An 18,112-nucleotide genomic window follows, 5' to 3' on the forward strand; every position below is an offset into this window, starting at 1 on the left:
GGAACCCATGACCCTGATCGCTTCTGACCACTTCCGCATCGTTGTCGGCCTCGGCAAGAGCGGCATGTCCCTGGTGCGCTTCCTCGCGCGTCAGGGCCTGCCGTTTGCTGTGGTCGACACCCGTGCCAACCCGCCGGAGCTCGCCACCTTGCGCGAGCAATTCCCGCAGGTGGAAGTGCGTTGTGGCGAGCTGGATGTGGAGTTCCTCTGCCGCGCCAGCGAGTTGCTGGTCAGCCCGGGTCTGGCCATCGCCACCCCGGCGCTGCAGGCTGCCGCTGCGCGCGGGGTCAAGCTGTCAGGTGATATCGACCTGTTCGCCCGTTATGCCAAGGCACCGATCGTGGCGATCACCGGTTCCAACGCCAAAAGCACGGTGACCACCCTGGTCGGAGAGATGGCCGCCGCTGCGGGCAAGAAGGTCGCCGTCGGTGGCAACCTCGGTACCCCGGCGCTGGATCTACTTGATGACGCGGTCGAGTTGTATGTCATGGAGCTGTCGAGCTTCCAGCTGGAAACCACCGATCAGCTCAACGCTGAAGTGGCGACCTGCCTGAACATCAGCGAAGACCATATGGATCGCTACGCCGATCTGCCGGCTTATCACCTGGCCAAGCACCGCATCTTCCGTGGCGCACGGCAGGTGGTGGTGAACCGCGATGACGCGTTGTCGCGTCCGCTGGTGGCTGATCAACTGCCGTGCTGGTACTTCGGCCTGGGCAAGCCGGATTTCAAGCGCTTCGGTCTGCTCGAAGAAAATGGTGAGAAATCCCTGGCGTACCAGTTCGCTGCGCTGCTGCCGGTGCGTGAGCTGAAAATCCGTGGCGCGCACAACCAGTCCAATGCCCTGGCGGCCTTGGCCCTTGGGCATGCTGTGGGCCTGCCGTTTGAGCCGATGTTGGCCACCCTCAAGCAGTTCGCTGGTCTGCCGCATCGCTGCCAATGGGTTGGCGAGCACAATGCTGTGAGCTACTACGACGATTCCAAGGCCACCAACGTCGGTGCCGCACTGGCTGCCATCGAAGGCCTGGGTGCGGATATCGCCGGCAAGCTGGTGCTGATTGCCGGTGGCGATGGCAAGGGCGCGGATTTCTCGGCGCTGAAAGCGCCGGTCGGCAAGTTCTGCCGTGCCGTGGTGTTGCTTGGTCGCGATGCCGAGCTGCTGGCTGAGGCGCTGGGCGACGCTGCCCAGCTGATCCGAGTCAAGACCCTGGATGAGGCTGTACAGTGCGCTGCCGAACTGGCAGAGGCGGGCGATGCTGTGCTGCTGTCGCCGGCTTGCGCCAGCCTGGACATGTTCAAGAATTTCGAAGAGCGCGGGCGTCTGTTCGCCCAGGCCGTGGAGGGTTTGCAATGATGCTTGCCCGCCTGCTCGCCGCCCCTTCGCCGCTGCATACCCGTCGCGGTATCGATCTGGACTTCCCGCTGCTGGCTGGCTGCCTGGCGCTGCTCGGCCTGGGCCTGGTGATGATTGCTTCGGCCTCTTCGGAAGTGGCGGCGGTGCAGTCGGGCAACCCGCTGTATCACATGATTCGTCACCTGATTTATCTGGCCATTGGCCTCGGCGCTGCGCTGGCTACGCTGCTGGTGCCGATGGCGCTGTGGCAGCGCTACAGCGGCATGCTGCTGCTGGCGGCGGTCGTGCTGCTGATTCTGGTATTGCTGCCGGGCATTGGTCGTGAGATCAACGGAGCCAAGCGCTGGATCGGCTTGGGCATTTTCAACCTGCAGCCGTCTGAGCTGGCCAAGCTGTTTAGCGTGATGTTTATCGCCGCCTACCTGGTGCGTCGCCAAGAAGAGGTTCGCGAGAAGCTCACCGGCTTTATCAAACCGATGCTGGTGCTGGGCCCGATTGCCGCGCTGTTGCTAGCCGAGCCGGATTTCGGCGCCACTGTGGTACTGGTTGGCGCGGCCATCGCCATGCTGTTCCTCGGCGGCGTCAACCTGCTGCGCTTTATTCCGCTGGCGGCCTGCGTGCTCGGTCTGGGTGTGCTGGTGATGACCAGTCAGGCCTATCGCCTGGAGCGCTTGACCAACTTCGTTGACCCTTGGGCGGACCAGTACGGCGCCGGTTACCAATTGAGCCAGGCGCTGATCGCCTTCGGCCGCGGTGAGTGGTTTGGTGTGGGGTTGGGCAACAGTGTGCAGAAGCAATTCTACCTGCCGGAAGCACATACCGACTTCGTGTTTGCCGTGCTGGCCGAAGAGCTGGGCATGGTCGGCGCCCTGATCACTGTTGGTCTGTTTGTCTTCGTCAGCGTGCGTGCCCTGTATATCGGCCTGTGGGCGGAGAAGGCCAAGCAGTTCTTCTCGGCGTATGTGGCCTACGGCCTGGCTTTTCTGTGGATCGGCCAGGTGCTGATCAATATTGGCGTGAACGTCGGCCTGCTGCCGACCAAAGGCCTGACTCTGCCATTTCTCAGCTACGGCGGCAGCTCGTTGGTGATCTGCTGCGTCAGCCTGGCGCTGCTGCTGCGCATCGAGTGGGAACGTCGCACCCAGCTGGGCAGTGAGGATGTCGACTTCAAGGAATCGGATTTCTTCGAAGGCCAGTCCGCCGAGGAGGTTCAGCATGCGCGGTAATGTGCTGATCATGGCCGGCGGCACCGGTGGGCATGTATTCCCGGCGCTGGCCTGCGCCCGCGAGTTCAAGGCGCGTGGTTACAGCGTGCATTGGCTGGGTACGCCGCGTGGCATCGAGAATGAGCTGGTGCCGGCGGCTGGGCTGCCGTTGCACCTGATCGATGTCACTGGCCTGCGTGGCAAGGGCAAGCTGTCGCTGCTGAAAGCACCGTTCCAGCTGCTCAAGGCGCTGTTCCAGGCGCGCAAGGTCATGCGCGAGCTGCAGCCAGTGTGTGTGCTGGGCATGGGCGGTTATGTCACTGGCCCAGGCGGCCTGGCTGCGCGCATGAGCGGGGCGCCGCTGATCATCCACGAGCAGAATGCCGTGGCAGGTACGGCTAACCGCAGTCTGGTGCCGTTCGCCAGCCGCGTCTGCGAAGCCTTCCCGAATACCTTCGGCAACAGCGACAAGCGCCGTACCACCGGCAACCCGGTGCGTGAAGAGCTATTCCTGGAAACCCCACGTGATTCGCTGCGCAATCGCCAGCCGCGTTTGCTGGTGCTGGGCGGCAGCCTGGGCGCCGAACCGCTGAACAAATTGCTGCCTGAAGCCCTGGCGCTGGTGGCTGCCGAGCTGCGGCCTGAAGTGTTCCATCAGGCCGGCAAGCAACATGATGCAATTACCGCTGAACGCTATCGCGCAGTTGACGTCGAAGCGCAGGTCGCGCCGTTTATCAAAGACATGGCGCGGGCCTATGCCTGGGCTGATCTGGTTGTGTGCCGGTCCGGCGCGCTGACCGTCAGCGAGCTGGCCGCAGCCGGCCTGCCAGCATTTCTGCTGCCGTTGCCGCACGCGATCGACGATCACCAGACCCGTAATGCCGATTATCTGGCCAGTGCTGGCGCTGCCGTACTGCTGCCACAACGTTCCACTGACGCCGCCAAGCTGGCCGCGCAGCTGACCGAGGTTTTGATGCACCCCGAACAACTCACCCATATGGCGCAGACGGCTCGTCGTCTAGCCAAGCCCGATGCAACCTGCACCGTTGTCGATATCTGCCTGGAGGTGGCCCGTGGCTAAGTCTCCCGCCGCTGCACGTTCGGAAATTCGCCGCATGCGCCGCATTCGCCGTATCCACTTTGTCGGCATCGGTGGCGCCGGTATGTGCGGTATCGCCGAAGTGCTGCTCAACCTCGGCTATGAAGTCTCCGGCTCCGACCTCAAGGCTTCGGCCGTGACCGAGCGTCTGGAAACCTTCGGTGCGCAGATTTTCATTGGCCACCGCGCCGAGAACGCCGAACAGGCCGATGTATTGGTCGTGTCCAGTGCGGTGAATACCAGTAACCCGGAAGTCGCCACCGCCCTGGAGCGTCGTATTCCAGTCGTGCCGCGCGCCGAGATGCTCGCTGAGTTGATGCGTTATCGCCACGGTATTGCTGTTGCCGGCACCCATGGCAAAACCACCACCACCAGCTTGCTGGCTTCGGTGTTCGCCGCTGGCGGTCTGGACCCGACGTTCGTGATTGGTGGCCGGCTGAATGCAGCTGGCACCAATGCGCAGTTGGGCAGCAGTCGTTACCTGATCGCCGAAGCCGATGAGAGTGACGCCAGCTTCCTGCACCTGCAGCCGATGGTCTCGGTCGTTACCAATATCGACATGGACCACATGAGCACCTATGGCGGTGACTTCAACAAGTTGAAGAAAACCTTCATCGAGTTCCTGCACAACCTGCCGTTCTACGGCCTGGCGGTGATGTGTGTGGATGACCCGATCGTGCGCGAGATTCTTCCGCAGGTGGCCCGTCCAACTGTAACTTACGGCTTCGATGAAGGCGCCGATGTGCGCGCAATCAATGTGCGTCAACAGGGCATGCAGACCTTCTTTACCGTGCTGCGCCGTGACCGCGAGCCGCTGGATGTGTCGGTGAATATGCCGGGCAACCACAACGTATTGAACGCCCTGGCCACCATCGCCATCGCCAGCGACGAAGGGATCAGCGATGAAGCCATCGTCCAGGGCCTGTCGGGCTTCCAGGGTGTTGGCCGGCGCTTCCAGGTGTACGGCGAACTGCCGGTGGATGGCGGCAGCGTGATGCTGGTCGACGATTACGGCCACCACCCGCGCGAAGTCGCGGCGGTGATCAAGGCCGTACGCGGTGGTTGGCCGGAGCGCCGCCTGGTGATGGTCTATCAGCCGCACCGTTTCAGCCGCACCCGCGACCTGTATGACGATTTCGTCCAGGTGCTCGGTGATGCTCAGGTGTTGTTGCTGATGGAGGTCTACCCGGCCGGTGAAGCGCCGATTCCGGGGGCGGACAGCCGCAACCTGTGCCACAGCATCCGCCAGCGCGGCCAGCTCGACCCGATCTATATCGAGCGCGGCGTGGACCTCGCGCCCATCGTCAAGCCGCTGCTGCGCGCGGGCGACATTCTTCTTTGCCAAGGTGCCGGCGACATCGGCGGCCTGGCTCCGCAACTGTTGCAAAGCCCTTTGTTCGCCACAGTCGGCGGCGAGTCATCAGAGGAGGCGAAATGAGTGCTGCCAGTCTGCAATCACAATTTCCGGTCAGCGCCTTTGGTCGCGTGGCCGTGCTGTTCGGCGGCAAGAGCGCCGAGCGTGAAGTCTCGCTGAACTCCGGCAATGCCGTGCTGCAAGCGTTACTGGCTGCGGGTGTGGATGCGTTCGGCATCGATGCCGGCGATGACCTGCTGCAGCGCCTGACGGCCGAGAAAATCGACCGCGCCTTTATCGTGTTGCACGGCCGTGGTGGCGAAGACGGCGCGATGCAGGGCCTGCTCGAGTGCGCTGGGATTCCTTACACCGGTAGCGGCATCCTGGCTTCGGCTCTGGCCATGGACAAACTGCGCACCAAGCGCGTGTGGCTGAGCCTCGGCTTGCCGACGCCGGCTCATGCTGCTCTGTCCTGCGAAGCCGATTGCCACGCTGCGGCTGCTGCACTGAGCTTCCCGTTGTTCGTCAAGCCGGCCCATGAGGGATCGAGCATTGGCATGGCCAAGGTGGGCGATGTCGATGCCCTGATCGCCGCCTGGAAGGATGCTAGCCGCTATGACTCGCAGGTGTTGGTCGAGCAGATGATCGCCGGGCCCGAGTTCACCATCGCCATGTTGCGCGGCCAGGTGCTACCACCGATTGCCCTGGGCACGCCGCACAGCTTCTACGACTACGACGCCAAGTACCTGGCCAATGACACCCAGTACCGCATCCCGTGCGGCCTTTCGGCAGAGAAGGAAGCCGAGCTGAAAGACCTCACTGCACGCGCCTGCGACGCTGTCGGCACTCAGGGCTGGGCCCGGGCCGACGTGATGCAGGACGCCGAGGGCAAGTTCTGGCTGCTGGAAGTCAACACAGTACCGGGCATGACCGACCACAGTTTGGTGCCGATGGCGGCTCGTGCAGCGGGTCTGGATTTTCAACAACTGGTGTTGGCGATTCTTGCCGACAGCCTTGAGGCGCGGGGTTAAGTCATGACGGCCACCTTGCGTCACCAGCCAGGCTCGAACCGCGCCCCCGTGCGCGGCAAGCCTGTGCCGCGTGGCGCCAGCCGTCTGGTGGCCAAGGAGCCGCTCAGCCTGCGGGTGAGTCTGCCCAAAGCCAATTTTTCTTGGTTAAAACACCTGACTTGGCCGTTTCTATTACTTGCACTGGGTTACGGCACCTATGAGTTGTCGTTGCGCGCGTTGCCCTATGCCGACCAGCCGATTGCGCGAATCAGCGTCGAGGGCGACCTCAGCTACGTCAATCAGCAGGCCGTGCAAGAGCGCATTGCACCGTATGCCAGCGCGAGTTTCTTCAGTGTTGACCTGCTGACTATGCGTCGCGAGTTGGAGTCAATGCCGTGGATTGCCAGTGCACAGGTACGCCGCGTATGGCCGGATCAGTTGGTGGTGCGTCTTGAGGAGCAATTGCCGATTGCCCGCTGGGGTGATGAAGCATTGCTGAACAATCAAGGCGAGGCGTTCGCGCCGCTAGAGCTGGCGAATTATCCACACCTGCCACAGCTGTATGGCCCCAAGCGTGCGCAGCAACAGGTGATGCAGCAATACCAGGTGCTCAGCCAGATGTTGCGGCCCATGGGCTTTTCCGTGGCGCGCCTGGAATTGCGTGAGCGCGGTAGCTGGTTCCTCTCCACCGGGCAGGGCATCGAGCTGCTGCTGGGGCGTGACCATCTGGTGGAAAAAATGCGGCGCTTCACGGCCATCTATGACAAGGCCCTGAAAGAGCAGCAAACGAATATTGCGCGGATCGATCTGCGTTATGCCAACGGCCTGGCCGTGGCATGGCGTGAGCCGGTAGCGCCCACGGCGGCACCAACCGCTGTCGTGCAGTGAATCAGGAGAAGGCAAGAGCCATGGCAAACGTGCAGAGCGGCAAGATGATCGTCGGCCTCGACATCGGTACCTCGAAAGTGGTGGCGCTGGTCGGTGAAGTGAATGCGGACGGCCAACTGGAAATCGTCGGCATCGGCACCCATCCGTCGCGCGGCCTGAAGAAAGGCGTGGTGGTGAATATCGAATCCACCGTGCAGTCGATCCAGCGCGCTGTTGAAGAAGCGCAGCTGATGGCCGGCTGCCGCATCCACTCGGCCTTCGTCGGTGTGGCGGGTAATCATATCCGTAGCCTCAACAGCCACGGCATCGTTGCTATTCGTGATCGTGAAGTCAGCCCGGCGGATCTGGAACGCGTACTCGACGCTGCCCAGGCCGTGGCCATCCCAGCAGACCAGCGCGTGCTGCACACCCTGCCGCAGGATTATGTGATCGATAACCAGGAAGGCGTGCGTGAGCCACTGGGCATGTCCGGCGTGCGTCTGGAGGCCAAGGTGCACGTAGTCACCTGTGCGGTAAATGCCGCACAGAACATCGAAAAATGCGTCCGCCGCTGCGGCCTGGAAGTCGATGACATCATTCTTGAGCAGTTGGCCTCGGCGTATGCCGTGCTGACTGACGATGAGAAAGAGTTGGGCGTTTGCCTGGTCGACATTGGTGGCGGCACCACCGACATCTGCATCTTCACCGAGGGTGCGATTCGTCACACCGCAGTGATCCCGATTGCCGGTGATCAGGTGACCAACGACATCGCCATGGCCCTGCGTACGCCGACTCAGTACGCCGAAGAAATCAAGATCCGTTACGCCTGTGCCCTGGCCAAGCTGGCCGGTGCCGGCGAAACCATCAAGGTGCCGAGCGTTGGTGATCGTCCGCCGCGTGACCTGTCGCGCCAGTCCCTGGCCGAAGTGGTCGAGCCGCGTTACGACGAGCTGTTCACCCTGATTCAGGCTGAGCTGCGTCGCAGTGGTTACGAAGACCTGATCCCGGCCGGCATCGTGCTCACCGGCGGTACGGCGAAGATGGAAGGCGCGGTGGAGTTGGCCGAAGAGATTTTCCATATGCCAGTTCGTCTGGGCATGCCCCAAGGCGTCAAGGGCCTGGCCGATGTAGTGCGTAACCCAATTTATTCCACAGGCGTGGGCCTGTTGCTGTACGGACTGCAGAAGCAGGCCGACGGCATCTCCATGTCTGCGCTTGGCAGCTACAGCGATGAACCCAAACAACCTGTGCTGGAACGGCTTAAACGCTGGGTCCAGGGCAATTTCTGATTTTGCAGTAGGCGTTACAACTAGAAAGTAAAGGAGAGGGAAAATGTTCGAACTCGTAGACAGCGCTCCAGCTAGTGCGGTTATCAAGGTCATCGGCGTGGGCGGCGGCGGCGGTAATGCTGTCAATCACATGGCGAAAAACAACATTGAAGGCGTTGAGTTCATCTGCGCCAACACGGATGCACAGGCACTTAAAAACATTGGTGCACGCACAGTTCTGCAGCTAGGCACTGCAGTGACTAAAGGCCTCGGTGCCGGTGCAAATCCAGAAGTCGGCCGTCAGGCTGCTATGGAAGATCGCGAGCGTATCGCTGAAGTGCTGCAGGGCACTGATATGGTCTTTATCACCACCGGCATGGGCGGCGGCACCGGTACCGGTGCAGCCCCTGTTATCGCTCAGGTGGCCAAGGAAATGGGCATCCTCACCGTTGCAGTGGTGACCCGTCCGTTCCCGTTCGAAGGCAAGAAGCGCATGCTGATCGCCGAAGAAGGCATTCGCGCACTGTCGGAAAGCGTCGACTCGCTGATCACCATCCCCAACGAAAAACTGCTGACCATCCTCGGTAAAGACGCCAGCCTGCTGTCGGCTTTCGCCAAGGCTGACGATGTACTGGCCGGTGCCGTGCGCGGTATCTCCGACATCATCAAGCGTCCGGGCATGATCAACGTCGACTTCGCTGACGTGAAAACCGTGATGAGCGAAATGGGCATGGCGATGATGGGCACTGGCTGCGCCAGCGGTCCGAACCGTGCACGTGAAGCCACCGAAGCGGCGATCCGCAACCCGCTGCTGGAAGACGTCAACCTGCAAGGCGCACGCGGCATTCTGGTGAATATCACTGCCGGTCCTGACCTGTCTCTGGGTGAGTACTCCGACGTGGGTAACATCATCGAGCAGTTCGCCTCTGAGCACGCCACCGTCAAGGTCGGCACCGTGATCGATCCGGACATGCGCGACGAGCTGCACGTCACCGTAGTTGCCACTGGTCTGGGTGCGCGTATCGAGAAGCCGGTCAAGGTTATCGACAATACTGTGCAAGTTTCTGCCAGCACTGGCAGCAACGCAGCAGCCCCGGCTCGCACCGAGCAGAGCGTTAACTACAAGGACTACGAGCGTCCTACCGTTCAGCGTCAAAGCCACGGCGGCGCTGCTACTGCCGCTAAGCTGAACCCGCAGGACGACCTGGATTACCTGGATATTCCAGCCTTCCTGCGTCGTCAGGCCGATTGATGAAATGTATCAGGAGCATTGGGACGATTGGTGTTCAGCAAAGGCCGGTTCTGCTATTATCGCCGGCCATTGTTGAAAACAATTCGCAACTAGCGCTATAGCGGCCAAAGCCATGATCAGACAACGCACCCTGAAGAACATTATCCGCGCCACAGGCGTCGGCCTGCATTCCGGGGAAAAGGTATACCTGACCCTGAAGCCGGCACCCGTGGACACCGGTATCGTGTTCCGTCGTACCGACTTGGACCCTGTCGTGGAAATTCCCGCGCGTGCAGGTAATGTTGGTGAAACCACCATGTCGACCACATTGGTCAATGGTGATGTCAAGGTGGATACGGTAGAGCACCTGCTTTCGGCCATGGCTGGCCTGGGCATCGATAACGCCTACGTCGAGCTCTCCGCGTCCGAAGTACCGATCATGGATGGTAGTGCGGGTCCCTTTGTATTCCTGATTCAATCTGCTGGTCTGCAAGAGCAGGATGCCCATAAGCAGTTCATCCGCATCCTTCGGGAAGTCACGGTTGAGGAGGGCGACAAGCGCGCCACCTTCGTGCCTTTCGAAGGCTTCAAGGTGACCTTCGAGATCGATTTCGATCACCCGGTGTTCCGCAATCGCACCCAGTCGGCCAGCGTAGACTTTTCCAGCACCTCGTTTGTGAAGGAAGTCAGTCGCGCTCGCACCTTCGGTTTTATGCGTGACATCGAGTTCCTGCGTTCACAGAACCTGGCGCTCGGCGGCAGCGTAGATAACGCCATCGTGGTGGATGAGTTCCGCGTGTTGAACGAAGACGGCCTGCGTTACGAGGACGAGTTCGTCAAACACAAGATTCTCGATGCGATCGGTGACCTATACCTGCTGGGTAACAGCCTGATTGGCGAGTTCAAGGGTTTCAAATCGGGGCATGCGCTGAACAATCGCTTGCTGCGCACTCTGATCGAGCAGCCTGATGCATGGGAAGTCGTTACCTTTGACGACCCCAACACCGCGCCAATCTCTTACATGCGCCCGGTTGCGGCCGTGTAACGCAATACCCTCCTTACTTTGCTTTTCGAGGCCACCTTCGGGTGGCCTCTTTTTTATGTTCAGCACATCCATGTGCTTCACCCCTTCGGGGCTTTGCGCAAGAAGGCTCCGGGCGTTCTTGCGGCCTGTCATCCCTGGCGGCCACCCTTCGGGCAGCTGCAGCGCAGCGTTAAAAATGATTCCTGATCATTTTTTGCCTGCGCTTAAGCGCTGGGCTTGCCGTGCTTGGCCAGGCGCTCCAGGGCGGCGCGTAGCTTGGGGTCGCTGATGCCATCGGCAGTCGCCTGAATGTTTTCTGCTGCGCTGCTGGATAGGCTGATTGTGCGACCCGGCGCACGCCTTTCGGCAGTCGGAGGTTGCACCTTGAATAGGATCTTCGTTAAGGTCGCGAATTCTTCGAGTGCCTGCAGCTGTTTCAACAAGCGTTTTTGTTGATAGCGCAGGCGCGTGGCCCAGTGGCCGTCGGTGATTATCAGCAGCAGGCAACCCTCGCGCCATGACGCTACATGGCAGTGTTCGCGAGCAGCAGGCTGCAGCTGGCTTTCCAGTAGGTGCTGCAGGCGATCAATGCGTTGCGCTTGATTGAACAGCGCCTTCAGGGGTTTCGCTTCGCGCAACAGCGCGGCGGGAGCCCGGGCCGGCAAAGGACGAAAAGTCATGGCAGGACGCCTGAAAAAGTGGAGCCGCCATGGTAGCAGAATCGCTGCTACCGACTGACGCTTCACCACTAGGGGAAAGCCGTGCACATTATTCTACTTAGTCGTCACCACGGTGCCGCACGTTCGCTCAGTCTGGATCTGCGCTGGTTGTTGCTGGCGCTGTTGCTGGCACTTGGCGTTGCGCTGGCCAGCGGTGTGGCTGTGGGGGGCTGGTGGGCTCCGGCCACGGTTGCCGTTCAGGACGACTCGAAAATCAATCAGGTACTGGATGAGCAGCGCGCCGAAGTGGGTGCTGTGCGTCTGGATGCGCAGCGCCAGCTGGATGCATTCGCTGTGCACGTGGCCGAGCTGCAAGCGCGTCTGACGCGTCTTGATGCGCTGGGTGCCCGCCTGACCGAGCTGGCTGATCTGGATGCCAGCGAATTCGACTTTTCGCTTAACGTTGGCCAGGGTGGTGCGGAAGACACCTTGGGCGATGCGGCTTATGCGCCGCCACCTTTTATGGATGAATTGGATCAGCTAAGCCTGCGCCTGGACAGTCGCGAGCAGTTGCTGGAAGTGCTTGAACAGTTGATTGGTGATCGCCAGTTGAGTGAAGCCGAGTATCTCTCCGGCATGCCGGTGCGCCACGGCTATATGTCATCGCCATTTGGCCGCCGCGTGCATCCGCTAACCGGGCGCAACACCCAGCATAAAGGCGTCGATTTTGCCGCCAAACCCGGCAGTGATGTGGTCGCTGTCGCCGCTGGAGTGGTGAGCTTTTCCGGGGTCAAGTCGGGCTATGGCAATGTGATTGAGGTCAGTCATGCCGATGGCTACACCACGCTCTATGCGCACAATAAACAGAATATCGTGCAGATCGGTGATCTGGTGCAGCGTGGTCAGACCATCGCCAAGGTCGGTCGTAGTGGCCGCGCCAGCGGTTATCATGTGCACTTTGAAGTAACCAAGAGCGGTCGGCTGGTCAATCCAGCCAGCTATATAGCCCGGGTTAACGACGTCGAATAACGCCGCTTTCCTCGTTTGCGTTTCCGGGTAGAATGCCCCCTTCGCACGCAGCCATAAAGGCTGCATGGGTCGCTGTTCAGCCGCCCTCAATCCATACGCCTGGAAGATCCTGTCGATATGTTTGCGCCTCTGTTGAAAAAACTCTTTGGAAGCAAGAACGAGCGTGAAGTCAAACGCATGCTCAAGGCGGTACAAGCCGTCAATGCCTTCGAGGAGCAGATGCTTGCCCTTTCCGATGAGCAACTACGTGCCAAGACGGATGAGTTCAAAGCCCGTCTGGCCAAAGGCGAAACCCTCGATCAGCTGCTCGCCGAAGCCTTTGCGGTAGCCCGCGAAGCCGGCAAGCGTGTAATGGGCATGCGCCACTTCGACGTGCAGTTGATTGGTGGTATGACCCTACACGAAGGCAAGATCGCCGAGATGCGCACCGGTGAAGGTAAGACCCTGGTGGCGACCCTGGCGGTGTACCTCAATGCGCTGTCCGGTAAGGGCGTGCATGTGGTCACGGTCAACGATTACCTGGCTCGCCGCGACGCCAACTGGATGCGTCCGCTGTATGAATTCCTCGGTATGACTGTGGGTATCGTCACCCCGTTTATGCCGCCAGAAGAGAAGCGTGAAGCCTACGCTGCCGATATTACCTACGGCACCAACAACGAATTCGGCTTCGATTACCTGCGCGACAACATGGCCTTCAGTCTGGAAGATAAATTCCAGCGCGAGCTGAATTTCGCCGTGATCGACGAAGTTGACTCCATTCTGATCGACGAAGCGCGCACCCCGCTGATTATCTCCGGCCAGGCTGAAGACAGCTCGCGCCTCTACATCGAAATCAACAAGCTGATTCCACGCCTCAAGCTGCATGTTGAGGAAGAGGAGGGCATCGTCACTCAGGAAGGCCACTACAAGGTCGACGAGAAGGCTCGCCAGGTCGAGCTTAACGAGGCTGGCCACCAGTTTGTTGAAGAGATGCTCACCGAAGTTGGCCTGCTGGCCGAGGGCGAGAGCCTGTATTCGGCACATAACCTGGGCCTGCTGACTCACGTGTATTCGGGCTTGCGTGCGCACAAGCTGTTCAACCGCAACGTTGAGTACATCGTGCAAAACAACCAGGTGCTGCTGATCGACGAACACACCGGCCGTACCATGCCCGGTCGTCGTCTGTCCGAAGGCCTGCACCAAGCGATCGAAGCCAAAGAAGGCCTGCCGATCCAGGCCGAGAGCCAGACACTGGCCTCGACCACCTTTCAGAACTACTTCCGTCTCTACAACAAGCTGTCCGGCATGACCGGCACCGCTGATACCGAAGCGTTCGAGTTCCATCAGATCTATGGCTTGGCGGTGATCGTGATCCCGACCAACCGTGCCTTGGCGCGTAAGGACTTCAATGACCTGGTCTATCTGACTGCGGAGGAGAAGTACGCCGCCATCGTCACTGACATCAAGGAAAGTATGGCCCTGGGCCGTCCGGTGCTGGTCGGTACGGCCACCATCGAAACGTCCGAGCACATGTCTGCGCTGCTCAATCAGGCAGGCATCGAGCACAAGGTGCTCAACGCCAAATTCCACGAAAAGGAAGCGGAAATCATCGCTCAGGCCGGTCGTCCGGGTGCGCTGACCATTGCCACTAACATGGCCGGTCGCGGTACTGACATCCTGCTGGGCGGCAACTGGGAAGTTGAAGTTGCCAACCTGGAAAATGCCACGCCCGAGCAGATTGCACAGATCAAGGCCGATTGGCAGAAGCGTCACCAACAGGTGATCGAGTCCGGTGGTCTGCACGTGATCGCATCCGAACGTCACGAATCGCGTCGTATCGATAACCAGCTGCGTGGGCGTGCTGGCCGCCAGGGTGACCCAGGCTCCAGCCGTTTCTACCTGTCGCTGGAAGACAGCCTGATGCGCATCTTTGCCTCGGACCGGGTGAAGAACTTCATGAAGGCCCTGGGCATGCAGTCCGGTGAAGCCATCGAACACCGTATGGTCAGCAACGCCATCGAAAAAGCTCAGCGCAAGGTTGAAGGACGCAACTTCGACATGCGTAAGCAGTTGCTGGAATTCGACGACGTGGCCAACGAGCAGCGCAAAGTGATCTATCACATGCGTAACACGCTGCTGGCTGCCGACAACATCGGTGAAACCATCGCCGAGTTCCGTCAGGAAGTGCTGGATCACACCATCAACCAGCATATCGCCCCGCAGTCGTTGCCTGAGCAGTGGGATATTGCCGGCCTGGAAGAGGCGCTATACAGCAGCTTCAATCTGCGCCTGCCGATCCAGCAGTGGCTCGACGATGATCACCAGCTGTATGAAGAGACTTTGCGTGCGCGCATTCTCGAAGAGCTGATCACCGCCTACAACGAGAAGGAAATCGAGGCCAGTGCTGAGGCATTGCGCACCTTCGAGAAGCAGATTCTGCTGCGTGTGCTCGACGACCTATGGAAAGACCACCTGTCGACCATGGATCACCTGCGTCACGGCATTCACCTGCGCGGCTATGCGCAGAAGAACCCTAAGCAGGAATACAAGCGCGAGTCCTTCACCCTGTTCCAGGAGTTGTTGGATTCGATCAAGCGCGACACCATCCGCGTGCTGTCGCATGTGCAAGTACGTCGTGAAGATCCGGCCGAGGAAGAAGCCCGTCTGCGCCGTGAAGCCGAAGCCCTGGCCGAGCGCATGCAGTTCCAGCATGCCGAAGCTTCAGCCTTGCTGCCGGAAGCCAGCGAAGAAGAGGGTGATCTGGCGGTTGCTGCCGCGCCGGTCCGTACCGAGCCGAAGATCGGCCGCAACGAGCCGTGCCCTTGTGGTTCCGGCAAGAAGTACAAGCACTGCCACGGTCAGGTTAACTAACCCGACTGTGTAGAGCGGGTTGAGCCGACAGTGAAGTTGGCTATGCTTGGCCTAGCTTGATTAACGCCGCGAACGGTCTGACCGCTCGCGGCGTTTTACCATCGCAATAAGTCCTACCACCTCAAGGAGCGTTTTCTATGGCTGTTGGTCTTGGCCCGTTGTCTACCCTGCACCCGGTTCCAGGTTTCGAGTTGGGCATTGCCTCTGCGGGCATCAAACGCCCGGGGCGCAAGGACGTGGTAGTGATGCGATGTGCCGAAGGCTCCAGCGTAGCGGGTGTGTTTACTCTCAATGCGTTCTGCGCTGCGCCGGTCATTCTGGCCAAGAAGCGGGTGCTGGGCAGCGTGCGTTATCTGCTGACCAATACCGGTAACGCCAACGCTGGTACTGGCGAACCGGGCCTGCAGAATGCCACGCGCACCTGCGCCGCCCTGGCTCAGCTGACCGGTGTCGATGAAGGTGCCGTGCTGCCATTTTCCACTGGGGTAATTGGTGAACCGCTGCCAGTGGAGAAGATCGAAGGCGCGCTGCAGGCTGCTCTCGACGATTTGTCCGAGAACCACTGGGCCGAGGCTGCCACCGGCATCATGACCACTGACACCCTGCCCAAGGGTGCCAGCCGCCAGTTTAGTCACGATGGCGTCACCGTCACTGTGACCGGCATCAGCAAAGGCGCCGGGATGATTCGCCCGAACATGGCAACCATGCTGGGTTATATCGCCACCGACGCCAAGGTCGCGCGCAGCGTGCTGCAGGACCTGGTCCGTGACGCGGCGAACAAGTCGTTTAACCGCATCACCATCGACGGCGATACCTCGACCAACGATTGCTGCATGCTGATCGCCACCGGCAAGGCTGCCCTGCCAGAAATCACCCAGGCCAGCGGCGACCTATTCGCCAAGCTCAAGCAGGCAGTGTGCGAGGTGTTTATGGAGGTGGCGCAGGCCATCGTTCGTGACGGTGAAGGCGCGACCAAGTTCGTCACCGTGCAGGTCAATGGTGGTGGCACGCATCAGGAGTGTCTGGACGTTGCCTATGCTGTGGCCCATTCACCGCTGATTAAGACCGCCCTGTTTGCCTCCGACCCGAACTGGGGGCGCATTCTTGCGGCTGTCGGTTACGCCGGTGTGGCGCAACTGGATGTCAGCCTGATCGACGTATTCCTCGGTGATGTGTGCATTGCCAGCCGTGGCTGCCGAGCCGCCACCTACACTGAAGAGCAGGGCGCGGCGGTGATGGCCAAGGAAGAGATCACCATCCGTATCGAGCTGGGCCGTGGCGGTTGCAGCGAGACCATCTGGACCACCGACCTGTCCCACGAGTACGTCAAGATCAACGCCGAATACCGTACCTGATCTGCCACGTACCTGCTGTTTGACTGCCCGCATTCCCGTTGTTCATGCCCCTATGAACAACGGGAATTTGCTATTGCGGGAGTCGCCTTTTAAGGTCACTCGACCTTCTCGCAACGAGCGCAGCCCATGTCACTTACTCTGATTATCGGCGACAAAACCTATTCGTCCTGGTCGCTGCGTGCAGCGCTGGCCCTGGAGCTGACTGGCGCAGCCTATACTGAGCAGCTGATTACCCTGAACCGGCCCGATACGCGCGCGCGAATTTTGCAGCACTCGCCGACCGGTAAAGTGCCGTTGCTGATCAGTGATGACGGCGCCATCTGGGACTCCCTGGCGATTGGCGAATACCTGGCCGAATGCTTCCCTGCTGCCCAGCTGTGGCCGCAGGGGCGAGCGGCGCGTGCGTTAGCGCGGAGTGCCTGTGCCGAGATGCACAGTGGCTTTGTCGCATTGCGCAGCCACCTGCCGATGGATCTCAAGCGCAATCAGGCACTGGTTGAGATACCGGCTGAAGCCATGACCGATATTCAGCGTATCTGCGCCTTGTGGGCCGAGTGCCGGCAGCGTTTTGGTCTGAGTGGCGGCTTCCTGTTTGGTCAGCCCAGCCTGGCTGATGCCTTCTTTGCCCCGGTGGCGGCGCGTCTGCGCAGTTATCAGGTGAAGTTGCCGGCAGAGGCTGCCGCCTACGTTGAGACGATCTACCAGTGGCCAGCGTTTCAGCGCTGGTATCAAGCCGCCCAGGAGGAACATCTGGCGTGAAGCGTATTCATGTAGCCGTCGCGGTTATTCGTGGCGTGGACGGGCAGATACTGCTCGCCAAACGGCCTGAAGATAAGCACCAGGGCGGGCTCTGGGAGTTTCCTGGTGGCAAGGTCGAGGCCAGCGAAACGGTGCAGGCCGCGCTGGCCCGTGAGTTGGAAGAGGAGCTGGGCATTCGCCCCAGCGCCGCACGGCCGCTGATTCAGGTGCGTCACGATTACCCGGACAAGCAGGTGTTGCTGGACGTCTGGGAGGTCTCGGCCTTTACCGGTGAGCCGCATGGTGCCGAAGGCCAGCCGCTGGCCTGGGTCAGCCCTCGGCAGTTGGACGAATATGAGTTTCCCGCTGCCAATCGGCCGATTGTTGCAGCCGCACGTTTACCCGAGCGTTATCTGATTACGCCCGAGGGACTGAGTGGGCCTGAGTTGCTGCGCGGTATCCAGGCAGCGCTGAAAAACGGTATTCGTTTGCTGCAACTGCGCGCCCCGGCGATGTTCGATGCGCAGTACCGCGATATTGCCGTGGACGCCCTCGGTTTGTGTGCGGGCAAGGCGCAGCTGATGCTTAAGGGGCCATTGGAATGGCTGGGCGATTTTCCCGCCGCGGGCTGGCATCTGACGGCGCAGCAGTTGCGTGAGTTGAGCGCCGGCGGCAGGCCGTTTCCTGCGAAGCGTTGGTTAGCGGCTTCGTGTCATTCAGCACAGGAGCTGGAGCTGGCTTCGCAGATGGGCGTTGATTTCATCACCCTGTCACCTGTGCAAGCGACTCAGACCCACCCCGATGCGCAACCGCTGGGCTGGGGGCAGGTTGCCGAGCTGCTGCAGGGCTTCAATCTGCCGGCCTATCTGCTAGGCGGGGTTACGCCGGCCGATTTGGAGCGCGCCTGGCAGGTCGGCGCTCAGGGCGTGGCGGGGATTCGCGCGTTCTGGCCGGAGTAACTGCCTCCTATGGGCAAAGGGCGTTATAGTCGCGCACCTTGAATGGTGTGTGACAGACGAGCGTTTGACGGTGCAAAACATCAAAACGTGGCTGAAAGGCTTCTGGCCTG

15 protein-coding genes are annotated in these 18,112 nt (G+C 60.6%); 14 read left to right on the forward strand and 1 reads right to left on the reverse strand.

Annotated features, from left to right (window positions below):
- Positions 1-7 precede the first annotated feature (7 nt).
- From murD to lpxC, 9 genes are all read left to right on the forward strand, one after another.
- Positions 8-1,354 (forward strand): UDP-N-acetylmuramoyl-L-alanine--D-glutamate ligase, encoded by a 1,347-nt coding sequence (gene murD / locus ACIGEK_RS07690; RefSeq protein WP_397492709.1) that lies wholly within the window; start codon positions 8-10, stop codon positions 1,352-1,354.
- Positions 1,354-2,580 carry a putative lipid II flippase FtsW gene (gene ftsW, locus ACIGEK_RS07695; RefSeq protein WP_397493105.1) on the forward strand — a complete coding sequence of 409 codons (1,227 nt, stop codon included), beginning with the start codon at positions 1,354-1,356 and terminating at the stop codon, positions 2,578-2,580. Before murD ends, ftsW begins: the two co-directional genes overlap by 1 nt.
- A complete protein-coding gene (gene murG / locus ACIGEK_RS07700; RefSeq protein WP_397492710.1) occupies positions 2,570-3,640 on the forward strand; it encodes an undecaprenyldiphospho-muramoylpentapeptide beta-N-acetylglucosaminyltransferase in 1,071 nt (356 codons plus the stop codon). The genes ftsW and murG overlap by 11 nt, the downstream gene beginning before the upstream one ends.
- 34 nt (positions 3,641-3,674) lie before the next feature.
- On the forward strand, positions 3,675-5,096 hold the full coding sequence (gene murC, locus ACIGEK_RS07705; protein WP_397493106.1) for a UDP-N-acetylmuramate--L-alanine ligase: 1,422 nt from the start codon (positions 3,675-3,677) through the stop codon (positions 5,094-5,096).
- Complete coding sequence (locus ACIGEK_RS07710; protein WP_397492711.1) at positions 5,093-6,043, forward strand: D-alanine--D-alanine ligase; 951 nt, start codon at positions 5,093-5,095, stop codon at positions 6,041-6,043. Before murC ends, ACIGEK_RS07710 begins: the two co-directional genes overlap by 4 nt.
- Before the next feature lie 3 nt (positions 6,044-6,046).
- Positions 6,047-6,910 (forward strand): cell division protein FtsQ/DivIB, encoded by an 864-nt coding sequence (locus ACIGEK_RS07715; RefSeq protein WP_397492712.1) that lies wholly within the window; start codon positions 6,047-6,049, stop codon positions 6,908-6,910.
- Between the two features lie 20 nt (positions 6,911-6,930).
- Complete coding sequence (gene ftsA / locus ACIGEK_RS07720) at positions 6,931-8,178, forward strand: cell division protein FtsA (RefSeq protein WP_304870469.1); 1,248 nt, start codon at positions 6,931-6,933, stop codon at positions 8,176-8,178.
- A gap of 43 nt (positions 8,179-8,221) precedes the next feature.
- Positions 8,222-9,409, forward strand: a complete 1,188-nt coding sequence (gene ftsZ / locus ACIGEK_RS07725; RefSeq protein ID WP_397492713.1) for a cell division protein FtsZ — start codon at positions 8,222-8,224, stop codon at positions 9,407-9,409.
- 112 nt (positions 9,410-9,521) lie between these two features.
- A complete protein-coding gene (gene lpxC / locus ACIGEK_RS07730; protein ID WP_090249100.1) occupies positions 9,522-10,433 on the forward strand; it encodes a UDP-3-O-acyl-N-acetylglucosamine deacetylase in 912 nt (303 codons plus the stop codon).
- 203 nt (positions 10,434-10,636) lie between these two features.
- Here lpxC and ACIGEK_RS07735 read toward each other — a convergent pair whose 3' ends face one another.
- Positions 10,637-11,092, reverse strand: coding sequence for a DUF721 domain-containing protein (locus ACIGEK_RS07735; RefSeq protein WP_397492714.1), 456 nt, complete (start codon positions 11,090-11,092; stop codon positions 10,637-10,639).
- A gap of 81 nt (positions 11,093-11,173) precedes the next feature.
- Here ACIGEK_RS07735 and ACIGEK_RS07740 point away from each other — a divergent pair, with 81 nt between their 5' ends.
- The 5 genes from ACIGEK_RS07740 to ACIGEK_RS07760 all read left to right on the forward strand — a co-directional run bounded on the left by ACIGEK_RS07740 (position 11,174) and on the right by ACIGEK_RS07760 (position 18,002).
- Complete coding sequence (locus ACIGEK_RS07740; RefSeq protein WP_397492715.1) at positions 11,174-12,100, forward strand: M23 family metallopeptidase; 927 nt, start codon at positions 11,174-11,176, stop codon at positions 12,098-12,100.
- A gap of 117 nt (positions 12,101-12,217) precedes the next feature.
- Positions 12,218-14,950 (forward strand): preprotein translocase subunit SecA, encoded by a 2,733-nt coding sequence (gene secA, locus ACIGEK_RS07745; RefSeq protein WP_397492716.1) that lies wholly within the window; start codon positions 12,218-12,220, stop codon positions 14,948-14,950.
- 137 nt (positions 14,951-15,087) lie between these two features.
- Entirely contained in the window at positions 15,088-16,305 is a 1,218-nt protein-coding gene (gene argJ, locus ACIGEK_RS07750; RefSeq protein WP_397492717.1) for a bifunctional glutamate N-acetyltransferase/amino-acid acetyltransferase ArgJ, read from the forward strand.
- A gap of 126 nt (positions 16,306-16,431) precedes the next feature.
- Entirely contained in the window at positions 16,432-17,064 is a 633-nt protein-coding gene (locus ACIGEK_RS07755; RefSeq protein WP_397492718.1) for a glutathione S-transferase family protein, read from the forward strand.
- Positions 17,061-18,002, forward strand: a complete 942-nt coding sequence (locus ACIGEK_RS07760) for a Nudix family hydrolase (RefSeq protein ID WP_397492719.1) — start codon at positions 17,061-17,063, stop codon at positions 18,000-18,002. The genes ACIGEK_RS07755 and ACIGEK_RS07760 overlap by 4 nt, the downstream gene beginning before the upstream one ends.
- Positions 18,003-18,112 lie beyond the last annotated feature (110 nt).

The organism is Pseudomonas sp. NPDC079086 (genome assembly GCF_044542155.1).
In the GTDB taxonomy this organism is placed as follows: Bacteria; Pseudomonadota; Gammaproteobacteria; order Pseudomonadales; family Pseudomonadaceae; genus Aquipseudomonas.